The organism is Janthinobacterium sp. LM6 (assembly GCF_002002885.1).
In the GTDB taxonomy this organism is placed as follows: Bacteria; Pseudomonadota; Gammaproteobacteria; order Burkholderiales; family Burkholderiaceae_D; genus Janthinobacterium; species Janthinobacterium kumbetense.
This window is the reverse complement of sequence record NZ_CP019510.1, coordinates 1,079,720-1,097,340: the sequence shown is the minus strand read 5'-3', so window position 1 is coordinate 1,097,340 and position 17,621 is coordinate 1,079,720. Positions and strand designations below refer to the sequence as shown.

The window sequence follows — 17,621 nt, the reverse complement described above, 5'->3', positions numbered from 1 at the left end:
TCGCAAATGTGTCATAGCGTCATGAGGGTGTCACATTGGATTGTTATCTTGCCAGCTCTTTCAAACCTAGCCGGATGAACCACATGACACGCAGAAAAATTTCCGTCGCTGGCTGCAGCGTCGCCATCACCCTGATGCTGGCCGCCTGCGGCAGCGACGCAAAAAAAGAAGAGGCAGTGGCTGAAGCGCCGCCGAAAAACGTCATCTTCTTCCTTGGCGATGGCATGGGCCTGACCACCATGACGGCCGCGCGCATCTATTCCGTGGGCGAAGAGGGTGCGCTGACCATGGACACCCTGCCGGAAACGGCCTTCGTGAAAACGTACTCGAACGACGCGCAAGTGACGGACAGCGCGCCATCGATGGCCGCCTACATGACCGGCGTCAAGATGAACAATGAAGTCATTTCCATGTCGGCCAACACGGTCGCCATCGATCCGGGCACGGATGCGAATAACAACAAGCTGGTCAACAAATGCGGCACCGGCAACGGCACGCCCGCCACCACCCTGCTGGAACTGGCCAAAGCCAAGGGCTTCGCCGCCGGCGTCGTCAGCACGGCGCGCGTGACGCACGCCACGCCGGCCGCGACCTACTCGCACATCTGCCACCGCGACCTGGAAAACGATATCGCCGCGGCCCTGGTGCCGGGCGGCACGGGCTACAACAGCGCCCTGGGCACCACCGGCCTGGAAGTGGTCCTCGGTGGCGGCGCGCAATTCTTCAAGCAATTCAAGGATGGCGGCAAGCGTTCCGACGGCCGCGACCTGATCGCCGAATTGAAAGCCAAAAGCTACACGATCGCCAACAACGCCACCGACTTCAAGGCCGTCGATGCGGCCAAGACGGACCGTTTGTTCGGCGTGTTCACGTCCAGCCACATGAGCTACGACCTGGACCGCGACGCAGCGAAGGAACCTAGCCTGGCGGAAATGACCACCAAGGCCATGGACGTGCTGGCGAAGAACAAGAAGGGTTATTTCCTGATGGTCGAAGGCGGCCGCATCGACCATGCGCTGCACGAAACGACGGCCAAGAAAGCGCTGCAAGACACCGTCGCGTTCGACAACGCCATCAAGGCCGCCATCGAAAAAGCCAAGCTGACCGATCCGACCCTGGCCAATACCCTGATCGTCGTCACGGCCGACCATGACCACACGCTGGTGCTGAACGGCTACGCCAAGCGCACGGGCAAGACGGCTGCCGGCAACCCTGGCGTGCTGGGCGTGGTGAAGAACTACGTGACCGGTGCCGTCGAGAAAGATCTGGACGGCGCACCGTATTCGATCATCGGCTTCGGCAATGGCGAAAACCGCACCCAGTCGAGCCGCACCGCCATGGCCAGCCTCGATGAAACCGTCACCAGCGCCAACAATTACCACCAGGAAGCAGTGATCCGCACGGCGGTCGGCAATGAAACCCACGGCGGCACCGACGTCTTCCTGGGCGCCATCGGCAAGGGTTCGGAAACCTTCCTGGGCACCATCGACAACACCAAAGTATTCGGCCTGGTCAAGACCGCCGGCGGTCTGTAATCCCCAAGAGACAAGAATTGGACAAGCATATGAAACTTGCATCGACACCCGCCGCACTGAAATCGGCCCTGAAACTCTCCTTGCTGACCACGCTCGTGGCCGCCAGCGTCGCCAGCGCCTACGCCGCCGACGCCAAGAACGTCATCTTCTTCCTCGGCGACGGCATGGGCCCGTCCGTCGTGACGGCGGCGCGCATCTACCAGTACAAGGAAGAAGGCAGCCTGACGATGGATACGCTGGAACGCACGGCGCGCATCAAGACGTACTCGAACGATGCGCAAACGACGGACAGCGCGCCATCGATGGCCGCCTACATGACCGGCGTCAAGATGAACAATGAAGTCATCTCGATGGCGCAGGACACCATCGCCAAGGAACCGAGCCGCGACGCCAACGGCAACCTGGGCGTGGACAACTGCCCGGCCGGCGGCAAGAGCGCGCCGACCATCCTGGAACTGGCGAAAGCCAAGGGCAAGGCCGTGGGCGCCATCACCACCACGGAACTGACGCACGCCACGCCGGCGACGACTTTCTCGCACATCTGCAACCGCAATGCGCAATACGCGATCGCTGCACAAACGGTGCCGGGCGGCACGGGCTACAACGCGGCCCTGGGCGATGGCGTCGACGTGCTGATGGGTGGCGGCCGCAACCACTTTACGCCTTGGTCGGCCAGCAACAAGTATGGCCGCGCCGATGGCCGCAACCTGTTGACGGAATTTGCCGCCAAGGGCTACACCGTGGCCGCCAACAAGGCGGAAATGGCGGCGGCGCAGAGCGGCAAGAAATTCATCGGCCTGTACAGCACCCGCAGCCACCTGGAATATGAACTGGACCGCACCGCCACGCCGCCGCTGGGCGAAGGCGCGACCCAGCCTAGCCTGTCGGAAATGACGCTGAAAGCCATCGACTTGCTGTCGAAAAACGCGAACGGCTACTTCCTGATGGTCGAAGGCGGCCGCATCGACCACGCCTTGCATGGCATCAACGCCAAGCGCGCGCTGACGGACACCATCGCCTTCGACGACGCCATCAAGGCGGCCATCGCCAAGATCAAGGAAACCGATCCGACGCTGGCCAACACCCTGATCGTCGTCACGGCCGACCATGACCATACCCTGGCCTTCAACGGCTACGGCAAGCGCGGCAACCATATCCTCGACATCAACCGCGGCTACAAGGATAACCAGCCGAGCAAGGATGCCGATGGCAATACCTACACCACCCTGGTGTTCGGCAACGGCCCGAACCGCCCTGCCCTGCGCAGCAACGTCGACAGCGCCACGGCCCTGAAAGACAACTACCTGCAAGAAACAGGCGTGCGCCTGGCCAGCGAAACCCACGGCGGCGGCGACGTCAAGCTGCTCGCCACGGGCGCCGGCGCGAAGGCCTTCAAGGGCACCCTGGACAACACCAAGGTGTTTGACCTGCTGAAGGCGGCCTTCGGCTTCTGATCCACATCAACACGGTAACCCCACCGGGGCGGATGGCGTATGCCCTCCGCCCCTCTGCACGTAAAGGCAAGACCATGAAATCGTCCCTGATCGCCGTCCTCCTGGCCGCCGGCTTTGCCGCCAGCGCCCAAGCCGCTCCTGCCACTCCTGCCGACCTGGACCTGGGCATCACCTATTACAGCCGCGTCCTGACGCCGGAAGGCGTGACGCGCGAGAGCCGCTACGAAGAAAAGATGCTGCGCCGCCCCGGCCACGTGTGGGTCGAGCGCGTGCTGGCGCCGTCGACCGACGCGCATGCGGGCCACAAGCATGGCGAAAACACCAAGGTCGCGCTGAAAGCCACGCAGCATGAGCACAAGCACTTCAATCCCGTGCTGATACCGCGTCACGTGATGCTGGAAAAGAACACCGTACGCGTGGAATACATCGATGCGCATGACAAGATCGTCGTCGCCATCCCCAAGGCCGAGTACGAAAACGTCAATTTCGACGGTTCCTGGGAAAACAGTTTTTATCTGCTGGACCCGAAACTGGTGGCCGCCATGCCTCTGTCGAAACAGGCATCGAACGTGACGGGCGCGCGCTGGCGCGAAGTGGAAAAGAATGGCGTGTTCCAGCGCATACTGTGGGACGAGCAAAAACAGATTCCGCTGATCATCGAGAGCGGCGACCGCGCGAATACCTTCTATCGCCGGGTCGACGTCAAGCTGCAGCCGACCGTCAGCAAGGCGCAGCCGTGGGCCAACTTGCAGAATTACGCGCAGCGCGAATACTCGGACTACCTGGACTAAGCCAGCCTCGGGACGTAAAAAAAGCCAGGGAAATCCCTGGCTTTTGTTTGCCTGACCGGCGGGCGCCGGATTACTCCGCCGCTGCCGCCTTCTTCGCCGGCGCCTTCTTGGCGGCCGGCTTTTTCACGGCCGCAGCTTTCTTGGCTGGCGCTTTTTTGACGGCTGCCGCTTTCTTGACGGCCGTTTTCTTCGCTGGCGCCGCGCCTTCCTCGCCTTCGGCCTCGGCCGCTGCCGCCTTCGTCTTGGCGCCCGGCTTGGCCTTGCGCTCTTCAAACTCGAAGCTCACCTTGCCATCCTTGCCGCGCACGAGGAATGCCTTGAACGGGCGGCGGGTACGCTGCGAAACAAAGCCCGGCAGCAAGTCCGTCTTGCCATCGTTGAGCAGTTTTGCCATTTGTTCCGGCAAGATTTCCTGCTGCAAGATGATGCGGCCGCTGCGGAAGTCGCACGTCTTCGGCTTGGCCACGCTGTGTTCGCACACATAGGCCAGGCCCATTTCGTACACGCCGGCGTTGCACTTCGGGCACGGTCCCACGGGCGTCTGGCCCGTGAAATCGACGCCTTCGCCATCTTCGCTCTCGTCGTTCTGGCCGAAATCAAATTCCAGCTTGAAATTCTTGATCTCTTCATCGCGCACGATGCGCAGGATGGCGGCGAACGGACGGCCCATCTTCGAGCGGAAACCTTGCAGCGGGCCGATGGTGCGGTCCTTCAGCAATTGTTCCACTTCGGCAATTTCGAACTGGCGCGAACCTGGCGTCTTGCTCATCGAGAATTCGCACTTGGTGCAGGCGAAACGACGGTAGTTTTCCTTCACCACGCCGCTGCAATTCGGGCAAGGCGTTTCCAGGGTCGCGTAGTCGCCTGGAATCGTGTCGTTATCGTATTCCTTGGCGCGCTTGACGATGATTTGCGTCATCTGCGCGATTTCGCGCATGAATTCTTCGCGCGAAATCTTGCCTTTTTCCATCTGAGACAGCTTGTATTCCCACTCGCCCGTCAGCTCCGGCGCCGTCAATTCATTGACGCCCAGGCCTTTGAGCAAAGTCATCAGCTGCGATGCCTTGGCCGTCGGAATCAGTTCGCGGCCTTCGCGGATCAGGTAGCGTTCCGTCAGCAAACCCTCGATGGTGGCCGCGCGCGTCGCCGGGGTGCCAAGACCCTTGCCGGCCATCGCATCGCGCAACTCGTCGTCGTCGATCAGCTTGCCGGCGCCTTCCATGGCCGACAGCAAGGTCGCTTCCGTGAAGCGCGCAGGCGGCTTCGTCACCAGGCCGTTGGCGTTGACGCTTTCCGTCTGTACTTTCTCGCCCTTGGCGACGGGCACCAGGTTGCCGTTGCCATTGCTTTCCTTGTCGGCGTCCGTCGACGCTTCCTTGCCGTAGATGGCCAGCCAGCCCGGATTGGTCATGACCTTGCCTTCAGTCTTGAACTGATGGCCGGACACTTCCGTGTAGCGCGTGGTGACCTGGAATTCCGCAGGCGGGAAGAACACGGCCATGAAGCGGCGCGTGACGAGGTCATACAGCTTCTGTTCCGGCTCGGACAGGTTTTTCGGCGCGATCGTCGTCGGGATGATCGCGAAGTGATCCGAGATCTTGGTGTTGTCGAAAATGCGCTTGTTCGGCTTGACCCAGCCCTTGTCGATGATCTGCTTGGCGAACTGGTGGTAGTTGCTGTTGTCCTTGACCGTTTCCAGCGCCTGCAGCACGGTCGGCATGTAGTCTTCCGGCAAGTGACGCGAATCGGTACGCGGATACGTCAGTACCTTGTGCTTTTCATACAGCGCCTGGGCCAGGCCCAGCGTATTCTTGGCCGAGAAGCCGAAACGCGAGTTCGCTTCGCGCTGCAGGCTGGTCAGGTCGAACAGGCCCGGCGCCATCGAGGTGGTCGGTTTCGATTCTTCCGTGACATTGCCTTGGCGGCCGCGGCAGGCGGTGGCGATCGAGTCGGCAGCCGTCTTGCTCCACAGGCGCTCGGCGCGCTTCTCGGGATCGTTCTCGTCCTTCTTGAACTTCGTGTCGAGCCAGCGGCCTTCATAGATGCCGGCCGCGCAAACGAATTCGGCGCGCACTTCCCAGAAGTCGCGCGGCACGAATTTTTTAATTTTGTCTTCGCGTTCGACCACGATGGACAAGGTCGGCGTTTGCACGCGGCCCACGGTGGTCAGATAAAAACCGCCTTCTTTCGAATTAAACGCCGTCATGGCGCGTGTGCCATTGATACCGATCAACCAATCGGCTTCCGAACGGCAGCGGGCCGCATCGGCCAGCGGCAGCATTTCTTCGTCGCTGCGCAGGTGCGAGAAACCGTCACGGATGGCGCCCGGCGTCATCGACTGCAGCCACAGGCGCTTGACCGGTTGCTTGGCTTTCGCGTTTTGCGCGATCAGGCGGAAAATCAGCTCGCCTTCGCGCCCCGCATCGCATGCGTTGATGAGGGTGGTGACGTCTTTGCGTTTGATCAGCTTGTTTAATACTTTGAGGCGCGCTTCCGTCTTGGCGATCGGGTTCAGCGCGAAATACGGTGGAATCATCGGCAAGTGCGCGAAACTCCATTTGCCGCGCTTCACGTCGAATTCTTCCGGCACGGCGATCTCCAGCAAGTGGCCGACCGCCGACGACAGGACGTATTCATCCGATTCAAAGTACTCATCGTGCTTGGTAAAGCCGCCAAGCGTCTTCGCGATATCGTTCGCGACAGAAGGCTTCTCGGCGATGATGAGGGTTTTTGTCATATTTTTTAGTCTCGAAAAATGCTCTAGGATAGTTTCAGCATGCGCATCATACAGTGCATTGCCAGGCGCCGACGCTTTTGTCTGCGCAAGGCCTTGTGACTTGTGGTCTTGTCAAGCGGCCAATGATAAGCGCCTATTGAAGAATTCGGCAAGTTATCTGCAAGCAAGAATGCGCAAGCGCAAACACAACAGGCTGGCGGGCGCGCTGGTGCAGCACATGGTAAAGGGGATGGCGCGGCAGCGGCGCCAGGGTCGGGCAGGCAGCGAAGAATACGGCTATATATTAGTGCAATAAGCGCGGCGGGAGGTCTTCGTCGTCGACAAACAGGTCGTCGAACATCAGGGCGTCCGGTTCCTTGCCCTGGCTCCACAGCAGCATCAGCACGATGACTTTCAGCTTGCCCAACGAAACGGGGGCCTCGTCGAGCGCCAGCGCCCGTTCGATGACGATTTCGCGCTGCAGCGGCGACAGCACCTTGGCGCTTTCCAGGAACTGGATGAAGCCGATAGCGGCCGTGCCCAGCACGTCGCTTTCCTGCTGCACATAGAAGCGCGTGCCCGTGGAGCTGGCCGTCAGGGTTTGTTCGACGCCGGCCATGGCGTTCAAGTCCGTCAGCCACACGAGCGCTTCGGAAATCTCCACGTCGTCGAAACCGACGGCCGACAGTTTGCGCGCCAGGACTGCCGGCTCGGGGCAGGCATCGGGGCGATAGTAAGTCTCGTAGAGGTACACCAGGATATCGAACATGGCTCTACTCTATCAGCTAAGTTCGCTGCGACACAAGGGTGCGCGCCGACAAAGCGCCCCCGTGCGGCAAGGCCGCCACACAAGTGACAAGCTGTCATTTGCAGCGTTGAAACAGTCCTCCCGGCAAGCGTTCCACCCGGCCCGCCAGCTCCAGCGCCAGCAATTCCCCCATCAGCGCGCCCATGGCCAGGCCGCTGCGCGCGGCCAGCGTGTCGGCGTCGAGGGGATCGTGGCCCAGCGCGGCCAGCAGCGGCGGCTCGTCTTCCACCGCTGGGGGCACCTGGGGCACGCCGCCCAGCCATTGCAGCTCCTGCAGCACGTCATCGGCCGATTCGACCAGCTTGGCGCCCTGCTTGATGAGCGCATGGCAGCCCTTGGCCAGGGTCGCATGGATGGAACCGGGCAAGGCATACACATCGCGCCCCTGCTCGCCGGCCAGGCGCGCCGTGATCAATGAACCCGATTGCGCGGCCGCCTCGATCACCAGCACGCCGCGCGCCAGGCCGCTGATCAGGCGGTTGCGGCGCGGAAAGTTAGCCGGCATGGCGGGCAAGCCCAGCGCGTACTCGCTGACGATGCATCCCTGTTCGGCAATTCTTTGCGCCAGATCAAGGTTACGTCGCGGATACACGAGATCGGCGCCCGTGCCGATCACGGCCACCGTGCCGCCCGCGCCGCGCAGGCCGCCCTCGTGCGCGTGCGTATCGATGCCCAGCGCCAGCCCGGAAATGATGGTCAGGCCCGCCATGCTCAGCGCTTGCGCGAAAGCGGCCGCATTCTGCATGCCTTGCGCGCTGGCATTGCGGCTGCCGATGATGGCCACGCCGGGACGCGACAGCAGTTCCGCCCGCCCCCGTACATATAACAACAGCGGCGGATCGGCGATTTCCAGCAGCAGGGGCGGATAGGCGGCATCGGCCAGGGTCAGCACGGCGTTGCCGGGCCGCTGCAGCCACTGCAGGGTCAGTTCCAGCTGGCTGTTGGCCACGGGCTTGGGCGGCTGCACGATGGCGCGCGCCACGCTGGCCGGCACCGCTTCGCGCAAGGCCTCGAAAGGCGTGGCGAAGATCTCCGGCGGCAAGCCGAAGCGGGCCAGCAAGGCGCGCGCCGCCACCGGCCCCACGCCGGGCAGATGCTGCAGGCGCAGCCAGCCCGCCAGTTCCGTGGCCGTGTCTGCCGTCGTTGCAAGTGCATGCATGACCACCTCGCTGTGTACTGTGCCCTCCCATGCTAGCGCCATGGCAGGCGCGCGATACCGACGCGCGCAAGGATGCGTGCAATGGCCGTGCAAAACAGCCCCTGCTCCACAGGAGCATGGGCGTCTGTGATAAAATTTCCCTTTGCAGCAAACGATTAGCGCACTGGCGAACGCAACTGCCGCGCCGTTGCGCCATACGCGCCCGACCATAGCGTACTCAAAAATAAAATAGCCCTGCCATCGTCCGCATGGCCCAGGCATGAATAATCCGGCGCACCGGCGCCCACCTTAACCAGTCGAATCCGTATGTCCATATTAAATATCCTGCGTTACCCCGATCCTCGCCTGCACACGGTCGCCAAGCCCGTCACCGAATTTGACGCGCGCCTGCAAACCCTGATCGACGACATGGCTGAAACCATGTACGACGCCCCAGGCGTCGGCCTGGCCGCGTCGCAAGTGGACGAGCATATCCAGATGATGGTGATCGACATCACCGAAGAAAAAAACCAGCTGCAAGTGTTCATCAACCCGGAAATCACCTGGGCCAGCGAAGAAAAGCAGGTCTACGACGAGGGTTGCCTGTCCGTGCCTGGCGTCTACGATGGCGTCGAACGCCCGGCCCGCATCAAGGTGCGCGCCCTGGACCGCCACGGCAAGCAGTTCGAACTGGAAGCCGACGGCTTGCTGGCCGTCTGCATCCAGCATGAGATGGATCACTTGCTGGGCAAGGTATTCGTCGAATATTTGTCGCCGCTCAAGCGCAACCGCATCAAGACCAAGATGATCAAGGAAATCCGTGGTCTCGAACGCGAAGCGAGCCTGCGCGCGCAGAACCGCCGTTTCTGATAACACCTGACCAAACCTACTGCGCGTCGCGACTTGCGGCTTGCGGCTTGCGATGCTCACTGCCTCGGCGGCCCCGTGCCCAGCACAGTTCCGCTTCTCAGCCACAATTCGCTTCCGCTCGCTACGGTTTTGTAAGGTGTTAAAGGAGTTTTTGCAGCACTGCTGATAGACTGACCGTAATACCACGCCAGCCTGGCGCCTCCGGCGCGGGCCTGCGCACCTCACGTCAAGGAACCATATGAAAGTGATCTTCGCAGGCACGCCTGAATTTGCCGCCACGGCCCTGAAAGACTTGCACGAAGCGGGATTCGAGATTCCGCTGGTGCTGACCCAGCCCGACCGCCCTGCCGGACGCGGCATGCAATTGCACGCCTCGGCCGTCAAGCAATATGCACTGCAGCACGGCATCGAGGTGCTGCAGCCCTTGTCGCTGCGCATGGACAGCAAGGACCCGCAGCGCGCCGCCGAAGCAAAGGCAGCCCACGAACGCCTGCTGGCCACCGACTACGACGTGATGGTGGTGGCGGCTTACGGCTTGATCTTGCCGCGCAGCACGCTCGACATCAAACCCTGCATCAATATCCACGGTTCATTGCTGCCGCGCTGGCGCGGCGCCGCGCCCATCCACCGCGCCATCGAAGCCGGCGACGATGAAACGGGCGTGACCATCATGCAGATGGAAGAAGGCCTCGATACGGGCCCGATGCTGGCCATCGAGCGCACGCCCATCGAAGCGGGCGACTCCACCGCCAGCCTGCACGACAAGCTGGCCACCCTGGGCGGCAAGATGATCGTCGAGACCCTGCGCAAGATGCAACTGCAAGCGCTGGAAGCCGTGCCACAGCCGGAAGCGGGCGTCACCTATGCCGCAAAAATCGCCAAGGAAGAAGCGGCGCTCGATTTCAGCCTGCCGGCGCTGGAACTGGGCCTCAAAATCCGCGCCTTCAATCCGTTTCCCGGCGCCTGCGGCCAGGTCGATGGCACCACCATCAAGATCTGGGCCGCCGACGTGCTCGAAGCGGACAGCAAGGAAGCGCCGGGACAGGTGCTGGCGGCCGACCCCCAGCACGGCATCGTCGTGGCCTGCGGCAACGGTTCCCTGCGCCTGACGGAACTGCAAAAACCGGGCGGCAAGCGCCTGCCCGCGGCCGAATTCATCAAGGGTTTTCCGCTGGAAGGCAAGCGTTTCGCATAGTTTCGCTTGATCGCACCGTGCCGTCATGTTGACGGCCATAAAAAAAAGGGCTTGCCGCGGCAAGCCCTTGTTGCATCCAGCCCGCTGGCTTAGCGGCGCTGCACCTTCATCAGCCGTGCGCCCAAGGACGACGACAGGCTGACCTCGAAGCGGCCACCGGCCGGCAAGGCGCTCACGTCGACATTGGCTTTGCCACCCGTCAAGTCACTGGCGACCACCGTCTTGCGGCCATCGGCAGCCACGTGCATGACGGCGGCATACGGTTCCGCCTCGGCATTCCAGACCAGCGCCAACTGGCCGCCGCTTTGCGTCGCATCAAACGTGGCATCGTTAGCGGCGGCCTTGCTGCGGCGCGCCGGGCGTTCCAGCTTGGCTAAAGCCTTGCCATTTGCCAGCACTTGCACATCGCTGATGTCGCCCGGATTGGCGAAGCTGACGCGGAAGTGGCTCATGGCGTTGCCGCCATGGTCGGCCACGGAGACGCCATCGAAGGGCAAGTCGATAGTCTGTCCGGACGCCGTCAACACGCGCAAGGTGTAAGCATGGCCACTGCCGCTGGCAGCGGCGCCGATGCGCGCCGACGAGGCAACGGCCGGGCGCAAGGCCACCCCGGCTGGCGTGATGCGGCCGGAAATGGTCAGGTAGCCGTTCTCGGCCACGGACATGCTGGCGGCCAGCACATTGCTGCCCGTAATCTGCGTGCTGCGTTTTTCCAGGAATTGCTGCACCCGCGCATAGCTGTAGTCGGAGAACCAGGCGCCGCTGCAATAGCTCATCACGTCCTTCATCGGCGTGTTGCCATAGACTGCCTTGCTCAGCTGGCCGATGCTGCCTGCATAGCTGCTGTTGTACAGCGGTTGCGGGCCCAGATTGCCATTCGCATACGGGTAGTCGACAGCAGCGCCAGCCGGACCGCCGCAGGCGACGTGCTGCAGCGAGTGGTTGTGGCCCAGCTCATGCACGAGCGTAGTCAGCCATAGAGGCCATTGATTGCCGAAGGGATCGACCGCCGCGATGCTCTTGGACTGGGCATCGAGGCCGATGGCCGACGTGAAGTCGCTGCCGCTGCTGCGCTGGTTGATGTAGGCCAGGCCGGCTGCATTGGTGACGGACATCTTCGGCACGAAACCATAATAATAGGCACCGCTGTCTTCCAGCGCGCGCCGGTTTTCCAGCTTGCCCAGGGCATCGCTCCACCAACTGTCGGCCGTGCTGCTGCCCGGCATGCTCAGTGCGGCGCGCGTCGTGATGCTGATATTTTCCGTCGCATACGGATACACGCGCAGCAGCGCGGCGCGGATCACCTCGGCGTCAGGCAGTTGCGCCACACCATCATCGGTGCTCAAGGGCACGAGCACCAGACGGATTTTGGCCAGGCTGGCCACCACGGGCGCCGCTTCCTGGCTCACTTGCACGCCGTCATTGCCGACTGCCGTCACGCGCACGCGCACGCCGGGCAATATCCAGCCTGCAGGCAGGACGGCACTGAAATTGCCGTTGAAACTGTCATCGTTCTTCGTCGTCGGCAAGAGCGCCGGCCCCGTCATCGCGATGCTGCCCAGGTTGCTGCCATTGGCGGCGGTCGCATTCAAGGTGACTGCCGGGCTGGACTGGCCCGCCTGCGCGGCCAGCACGGACACGCGCACGGCGGCCGGCTTGCCGCGCGTCAAGCGCAAGGCCGTATTGCTGGCATTCAAATTCAGTACTTGCGCGAAATCAATACTGCCCAGGGTAAAGGCCGACACCGTGCCCGCATTCACGGCGACGCGCGACGCGGCCGAGAGCATCACGTTGCCCGTTGCCGAGTCCGGTGCAGACAATACCAGCTGGCTGGCACTGGCGCTGACGATGACGGCCGGCGTATTGCCCACCGACGCCGAAGTGACCTGGTCGAGATTGCTGCCCTGCACCGTCACGGACAAGCTCCCGCTGCTGACGGCCGAGGTGATCGACGTCACCGTCACGCTGGCCAGCACCGTGTACGTGTCGCCGCTGAGCACATCGTTGTAGGGACCGCGCACCGTCAGCGCGCCTGTCGCCGCGCCCGCAGGCACCAACACCGTCACGCTGCCGGCCGTCTGGCTTTGCGGGGTTGCCGCCGCACCATTGCCAAACTGCACCGCCGTCACGGCGCCCATGCCGCCGCCCGTGATCGTCACGCTGGAGCCGACGCCGCCCGTCGCCGGTGCGACGCTGCCCACGCTCAGGGGCAGGTACACATTGACGTTATAGCTGGTGGCCGCCGTGCCGCTGGCGCTGACGAGGCTCAAGACGCCCGATACGGGCACGCCCGGCATGGCCAGGGTAATGCTGGTGTCGCTGGCGGCGCTGGTGGCAACGGTCACGCCGCCCACCTGGAAAGCCGTCACGCGGCTCAGATTCGTGCCTGTAAGCACCAGACTGCCACCGACGGCGACATTCGCCGCCGAAACGGCCGTCACGGCAGGCAGCAGCACGGGCGTACCCGACGTGGTCGCCACCACCGTGTCGCCCCCCCCACCGCCACCACCGCCGCAGGCGGACAGGCCCAGCATGACAAACAATGCGACAAGCAGATGGTTTTTCATGGCTGGCAACCATGTTGATGCAGCGCGATGCCGGGGAGGACACGAGATAAATGTGACATATTGGTGACTTTTGGTGAGAATTTAATTTCGAAGAATCAATATTATGGTTTAGTTCGATTCCCAAAGACAACTATTAATGCTTTTGATTCAATTGGTTTTGATAATAATTAAAATATCTGCTTGGCAAATTTTATTCTGGGCATTATTTCCCTCACTCTGTATTGGCTAAAATCAAAATTACTTTCCTTTGCAGCTATTGCCATTCGACTCATTAAAAATATGCTGATGCGGCGCAAATAATGTGGAAATTTTTCCACAGCCCAGACGCAATACCTTCCTGCCAACTTTGCTGGAAGAATTAACATTTTGAGTAAGATTTTCAGGAATGTCATTTTCAGAAGCAGGCGTGGCGGAAGGCGATGTGTTGCAAGAAGGCCTGCCGTGGGGCGAACGGCCGCTTTTGCTTAAAACCAAAGCAGCCTGATGCCGTATAATTTTAGACCCGGTGAAATCAGGCGATTACCACCTTCTGCCTGCCCTACCCGGCCGGCACTCTCCGTCAGCTGATCCTGCTGACCCGCATCCGCCTCGTAACGTCTTGTCGCCGCGCCGCCGCCCGTTTGCCTATTGAAAGCATGAAATGAACGATACCGTGATCCCCGCCATGTCCCCGACCGAAGCCACCTTGCGCGCCATTCTGGCGCAGCGGATCATGATCCTCGACGGCGCCATGGGCACGATCATCCAGCAATACAAGCTCGACGAAGAAGCGTATCGCGGCGGCCCCACCGGCCGCTTCATCGATTTCGCCGCGCCGGCCGACAGTGGCGCGCGCGAACTGTTCGTCAAGGGCAATAATGAGTTGCTGACCCTGACGCAGCCGCACATCATCCAGGAAATCCACGAGCGCTACCTGGCGGCCGGCGCCGACCTGATCGAAACGAATACCTTCGGCGCCACGACGATCGCGCAAGACGATTACCACATGGCCCACCTGGCCTATGAAATGAACGTCCAGGCCGCCAAGCTGGCGCGGGCCGCCTGCGATAAATATTCCACGCCGGACAAGCCGCGCTTCGTCGCCGGCGCCCTCGGGCCCACGCCGAAGACGGCGTCGATCTCGCCGGACGTGAACGACCCGGCCGCGCGCAACGTGACCTTCGACCAGCTGGTGGCCGCCTACCTGCAGCAGACGCAGGGCCTGGTGGAAGGCGGCGCCGATGTGTTGCTGGTGGAAACCATCTTCGATACCCTGAACTGCAAGGCGGCCCTGTTCGCCATCGACCTGTTCTACGAGCAAAACCCGGATGTCGTGCGCCTGCCGCTGATGATTTCGGGCACCGTCACGGACGCGTCGGGCCGCATCTTGTCGGGCCAGACCGTGCCCGCCTTCTGGAATTCCGTGCGCCACGCGAAACCGCTGACGATCGGCCTGAACTGCGCGCTGGGTGCCGCCCTGATGCGCCCGTACGCGGAAGAACTGGCCAAGATCGCCGACACCTTCGTGTGCATCTACCCGAACGCGGGCTTGCCCAACCCCATGAGCGACACGGGTTTCGACGAGTTGCCGGCCGACACGTCAGCCCTGCTGCGCGAATTTGCCGACGCGGGCTTCTTGAACATGGCGGGCGGCTGCTGCGGCACCACGCCCGAGCACATCGCCGCCATTGGCGAATTGCTGTCGAAAAACACCCCGCGCACCGTGCCGGCCCCATCGCACGACTTGCGCCTGGCGGGCCTGGAGCCGTTCGTCGTCAACGACGAATCGCTGTTCGTCAACGTGGGCGAGCGCACCAACGTCACGGGCTCGAAGGCGTTCGCGCGCATGATCCTGAACGAGCAATACGACGAAGCCTTGTCCGTGGCCCGCCAGCAAGTGGAAAACGGCGCGCAAGTGATCGATATCAATATGGATGAAGCGATGCTCGATTCGCTGGCGGCCATGACGCGTTTCCTGAACCTGATCGCCTCGGAACCCGATATTTCGCGCGTGCCCATCATGGTCGACTCGTCGAAATGGTCGGTCATCGAAGCGGGCCTGAAATGCGTGCAGGGCAAGGCCATCGTCAACTCGATTTCCATGAAGGAAGGCGAGGAAGAATTCCTGCGCCAGGCGAAACTGTGCCGCCGCTACGGCGCGGCCGTCATCGTCATGGCTTTCGATGAGAAGGGCCAGGCCGACACCTTCGAGCGCAAGATCGAAATTTGCGCGCGCGCATATCATTTATTGATCGATGCGCTGGACTTCCCGCCGGAAGACATCATTTTCGATCCGAACATCTTTGCTGTCGCCACCGGTATCGAAGAGCACAATAATTACGCCGTCGACTTCATCAACGCCACGCGCTGGATCAAGGAAAACTTGCCGTACGCGAAGATCTCGGGCGGCGTGTCGAACGTGTCGTTCAGTTTCCGCGGCAACGATCCCGCCCGCGAAGCCATCCATACCGTCTTCCTGTACCACGCCATCAAGGCCGGCATGACCATGGGCATCGTCAACGCCGGCATGGTGGGCGTGTACGACAACCTGGACCCGGAATTGCGCGAGCGCGTGGAAGACGTGGTGCTGAACCGCCGCGAAGACTCGACCGAGCGCATGATCGAATTTGCCGGCACCCTGAAGGCGGGCGGCAAGGCCGAGGCGCAAACCCTGGCCTGGCGCGAAGGGACCGTACAGGAGCGCCTGTCGCACGCGCTGGTGCACGGCATCACGCAATTCATCGTGGAAGACACGGAAGAAGCGCGCCAGGAGTTGCTGCACAATGGCGGACGCCCCATCCACGTGATCGAGGGCCCGCTGATGGCCGGCATGGACGTGGTCGGCGACCTGTTTGGCCAAGGTAAAATGTTCCTGCCGCAAGTGGTGAAATCGGCGCGCGTCATGAAACAGGCCGTGGCCCATCTGATTCCATTCATCGAGGAAGAAAAGCTGCTGGAAGAAAAGCGCACGGGCATCGTCGCCAAGCCGAAAGGCAAGATCATCATGGCGACCGTGAAAGGCGACGTGCATGACATCGGCAAGAACATCGTCACCGTCGTTCTGCAATGCAATAACTTCGAAGTGGTGAACATGGGCGTGATGGTGCCGTGCTCGGAAATCCTCGCCCGCGCCAAGGTGGAAAACGCCGACATCATCGGCCTGTCGGGCCTGATCACGCCGTCGCTGGAAGAAATGGCGTATGTCGCCAAGGAAATGCAGCGCGACGAACACTTCCGCATGCTGAAGATTCCCCTCTTGATCGGCGGCGCCACCACCAGCCGCGCCCACACGGCCGTGAAAATCGCCCACAACTACGAAGGCCCCGTGATCTACGTGCCGGACGCCTCGCGTTCCGTGTCCGTGGCGCAATCGCTGCTGACGCCGGAACAGCGCGACAAGTACGTGGAAGACATCGAACTCGACTACGCGCGCATCCGCGAACAGCACGCCAACAAGAAAGCGCTGCCGATTTTGCCGCTGGCGCAGGCGCGCGCCAACAAGATGCTCGTGCCCTTCGACGGCGCGTGCAAGCCCGTGAAACCGAAGTTCATCGGCCGCCGCGTGTTTAAAAATGTCGACCTGGCCACCCTGGCCAACTATATCGACTGGGGTCCGTTCTTCCAGACCTGGGACCTGGCGGGCCCCTTCCCCGCCATCCTGACGGATGAAGTGGTGGGCGACGCGGCCACCAAGGTGTACGCGGAAGGCCAGGCCTTGCTGAAAAAACTCATCGACGGACGCTGGCTGACGGCCAATGGCGTCGTCTCCCTGCTGCCGGCGAACAGCGTCAATGACGACGATATCGAGGTGTACACGGACGATACGCGCAGTAGCGTGGCGTTCACGTATTACGGCATGCGCCAGCAGGGCGTGAAACCCGTGGTCGATGGCGTGCAGCGGCCGAACCAGTGCCTGGCCGATTTCATTGCCCCGAAGGAATCTGGCGTGAAGGATTACATCGGCATGTTTGCCGTGACGTCCGGCCTGGGCATCGAAAAGTATGAAAAGCGCTTCGAAGACGCGCACGACGATTACTCGTCCATCATGCTCAAATCCCTGGCCGACCGCCTGGCCGAAGCGTTCGCCGAATACCTGCACGAGCGCGTGCGCAAGGATTTGTGGGGCTATGTGCCGGACGAGCACTTGAGCAACGACGACATGATCGCCGAGAAATATGTCGGTATCCGTCCCGCGCCCGGCTACCCGGCCTGCCCCGAGCATACCGTCAAGAAAGAGATGTTCGAGGTCATGCAGGCCGAGGAAATCGGCATGCAGCTGACGGAATCGTATGCCATGTTCCCCGGCGCGGCCGTGTCCGGCTTCTATTTTGCCCACCCGGAGTCGAAATACTTCGTCGTCGGCAAGATCGGCATGGACCAGGTGGAAGACATGGCCAAGCGCCGTGGCGCCAGCATCGAGGACGTGGAACGCTGGCTGGCGCCGAACCTGTCGTAATGCCATAATATAAGCACAAGGCGCGCGGAACTTATCGCGCGCCGAAGCGCACTAACGCAGTATGCCGGCCGGCATGCTGCATGCCCGCTCCGGCCCGTTCCCAACTGGCAAG

Annotated in this window: 10 protein-coding genes; 6 read left to right on the top strand and 4 right to left on the bottom strand. The window is 62.0% G+C overall.

Annotated features, from left to right (window positions below):
• Positions 1–134 precede the first annotated feature (134 nt).
• The 3 genes from BZG29_RS04855 to BZG29_RS04845 all read left to right on the top strand — a co-directional run bounded on the left by BZG29_RS04855 (position 135) and on the right by BZG29_RS04845 (position 3,780).
• On the top strand, positions 135–1,535 hold the full coding sequence (locus BZG29_RS04855; protein ID WP_253192886.1) for an alkaline phosphatase: 1,401 nt from the start codon (positions 135–137) through the stop codon (positions 1,533–1,535).
• A 29-nt stretch (positions 1,536–1,564) separates the two neighbouring features.
• Positions 1,565–2,989, top strand: a complete 1,425-nt coding sequence (locus tag BZG29_RS04850) for an alkaline phosphatase (RefSeq protein WP_077399495.1) — start codon at positions 1,565–1,567, stop codon at positions 2,987–2,989.
• Positions 2,990–3,063: 74 nt separating this feature from the next.
• Positions 3,064–3,780, top strand: coding sequence for a hypothetical protein (locus tag BZG29_RS04845; RefSeq protein WP_077399492.1), 717 nt, complete (start codon positions 3,064–3,066; stop codon positions 3,778–3,780).
• Positions 3,781–3,850: 70 nt separating this feature from the next.
• Here BZG29_RS04845 and BZG29_RS04840 read toward each other — a convergent pair whose 3' ends face one another.
• From BZG29_RS04840 to dprA, 3 genes are all read right to left on the bottom strand, one after another.
• Positions 3,851–6,517 (bottom strand): DNA topoisomerase III, encoded by a 2,667-nt coding sequence (locus tag BZG29_RS04840; RefSeq protein WP_077399489.1) that lies wholly within the window; start codon positions 6,515–6,517, stop codon positions 3,851–3,853.
• A gap of 283 nt (positions 6,518–6,800) precedes the next feature.
• Positions 6,801–7,265, bottom strand: coding sequence for a DUF494 family protein (locus BZG29_RS04835; protein WP_034749287.1), 465 nt, complete (start codon positions 7,263–7,265; stop codon positions 6,801–6,803).
• Positions 7,266–7,359: 94 nt separating this feature from the next.
• Positions 7,360–8,463, bottom strand: coding sequence for a DNA-processing protein DprA (gene dprA / locus BZG29_RS04830; RefSeq protein ID WP_077399486.1), 1,104 nt, complete (start codon positions 8,461–8,463; stop codon positions 7,360–7,362).
• Between the two features lie 306 nt (positions 8,464–8,769).
• Between dprA and def the strand changes: the two genes are divergently transcribed.
• Entirely contained in the window at positions 8,770–9,312 is a 543-nt protein-coding gene (def, locus tag BZG29_RS04825; RefSeq protein WP_076568288.1) for a peptide deformylase, read from the top strand.
• Positions 9,313–9,550: 238 nt separating this feature from the next.
• A complete protein-coding gene (gene fmt, locus BZG29_RS04820) occupies positions 9,551–10,507 on the top strand; it encodes a methionyl-tRNA formyltransferase (protein WP_077399483.1) in 957 nt (318 codons plus the stop codon).
• An 89-nt stretch (positions 10,508–10,596) separates the two neighbouring features.
• Here fmt and BZG29_RS04815 read toward each other — a convergent pair whose 3' ends face one another.
• Entirely contained in the window at positions 10,597–13,074 is a 2,478-nt protein-coding gene (locus BZG29_RS04815; protein ID WP_077399480.1) for an IPT/TIG domain-containing protein, read from the bottom strand.
• Between the two features lie 640 nt (positions 13,075–13,714).
• On the opposite strand from BZG29_RS04815, the gene metH reads away from it, so the two are divergent.
• Positions 13,715–17,509: a methionine synthase gene (gene metH / locus BZG29_RS04810; RefSeq protein WP_253192783.1), complete on the top strand. Its 3,795-nt coding sequence runs from the start codon at positions 13,715–13,717 to the stop codon at positions 17,507–17,509.
• The last annotated feature ends 112 nt before the right edge of the window (positions 17,510–17,621 follow it).

Bases quoted from the DNA above. Each gene is read 5' to 3' on its own strand.
- BZG29_RS04855 (WP_253192886.1), top strand. From the start codon at position 135: ATGCTGGCCGCCTGCGGCAGCGACGCAAAAAAAGAAGAGGCAGTGGCT.
- BZG29_RS04850 (WP_077399495.1), top strand. From the start codon at position 1,565: ATGAAACTTGCATCGACACCCGCCGCACTGAAATCGGCCCTGAAACTC.
- BZG29_RS04845 (WP_077399492.1), top strand. From the start codon at position 3,064: ATGAAATCGTCCCTGATCGCCGTCCTCCTGGCCGCCGGCTTTGCCGCC.
- BZG29_RS04840 (WP_077399489.1), bottom strand. From the start codon at position 6,517: ATGACAAAAACCCTCATCATCGCCGAGAAGCCTTCTGTCGCGAACGAT.
- BZG29_RS04835 (WP_034749287.1), bottom strand. From the start codon at position 7,265: ATGTTCGATATCCTGGTGTACCTCTACGAGACTTACTATCGCCCCGAT.
- dprA (WP_077399486.1), bottom strand. From the start codon at position 8,463: ATGCATGCACTTGCAACGACGGCAGACACGGCCACGGAACTGGCGGGC.
- def (WP_076568288.1), top strand. From the start codon at position 8,770: ATGTCCATATTAAATATCCTGCGTTACCCCGATCCTCGCCTGCACACG.
- fmt (WP_077399483.1), top strand. From the start codon at position 9,551: ATGAAAGTGATCTTCGCAGGCACGCCTGAATTTGCCGCCACGGCCCTG.
- BZG29_RS04815 (WP_077399480.1), bottom strand. From the start codon at position 13,074: ATGAAAAACCATCTGCTTGTCGCATTGTTTGTCATGCTGGGCCTGTCC.
- metH (WP_253192783.1), top strand. From the start codon at position 13,715: ATGAACGATACCGTGATCCCCGCCATGTCCCCGACCGAAGCCACCTTG.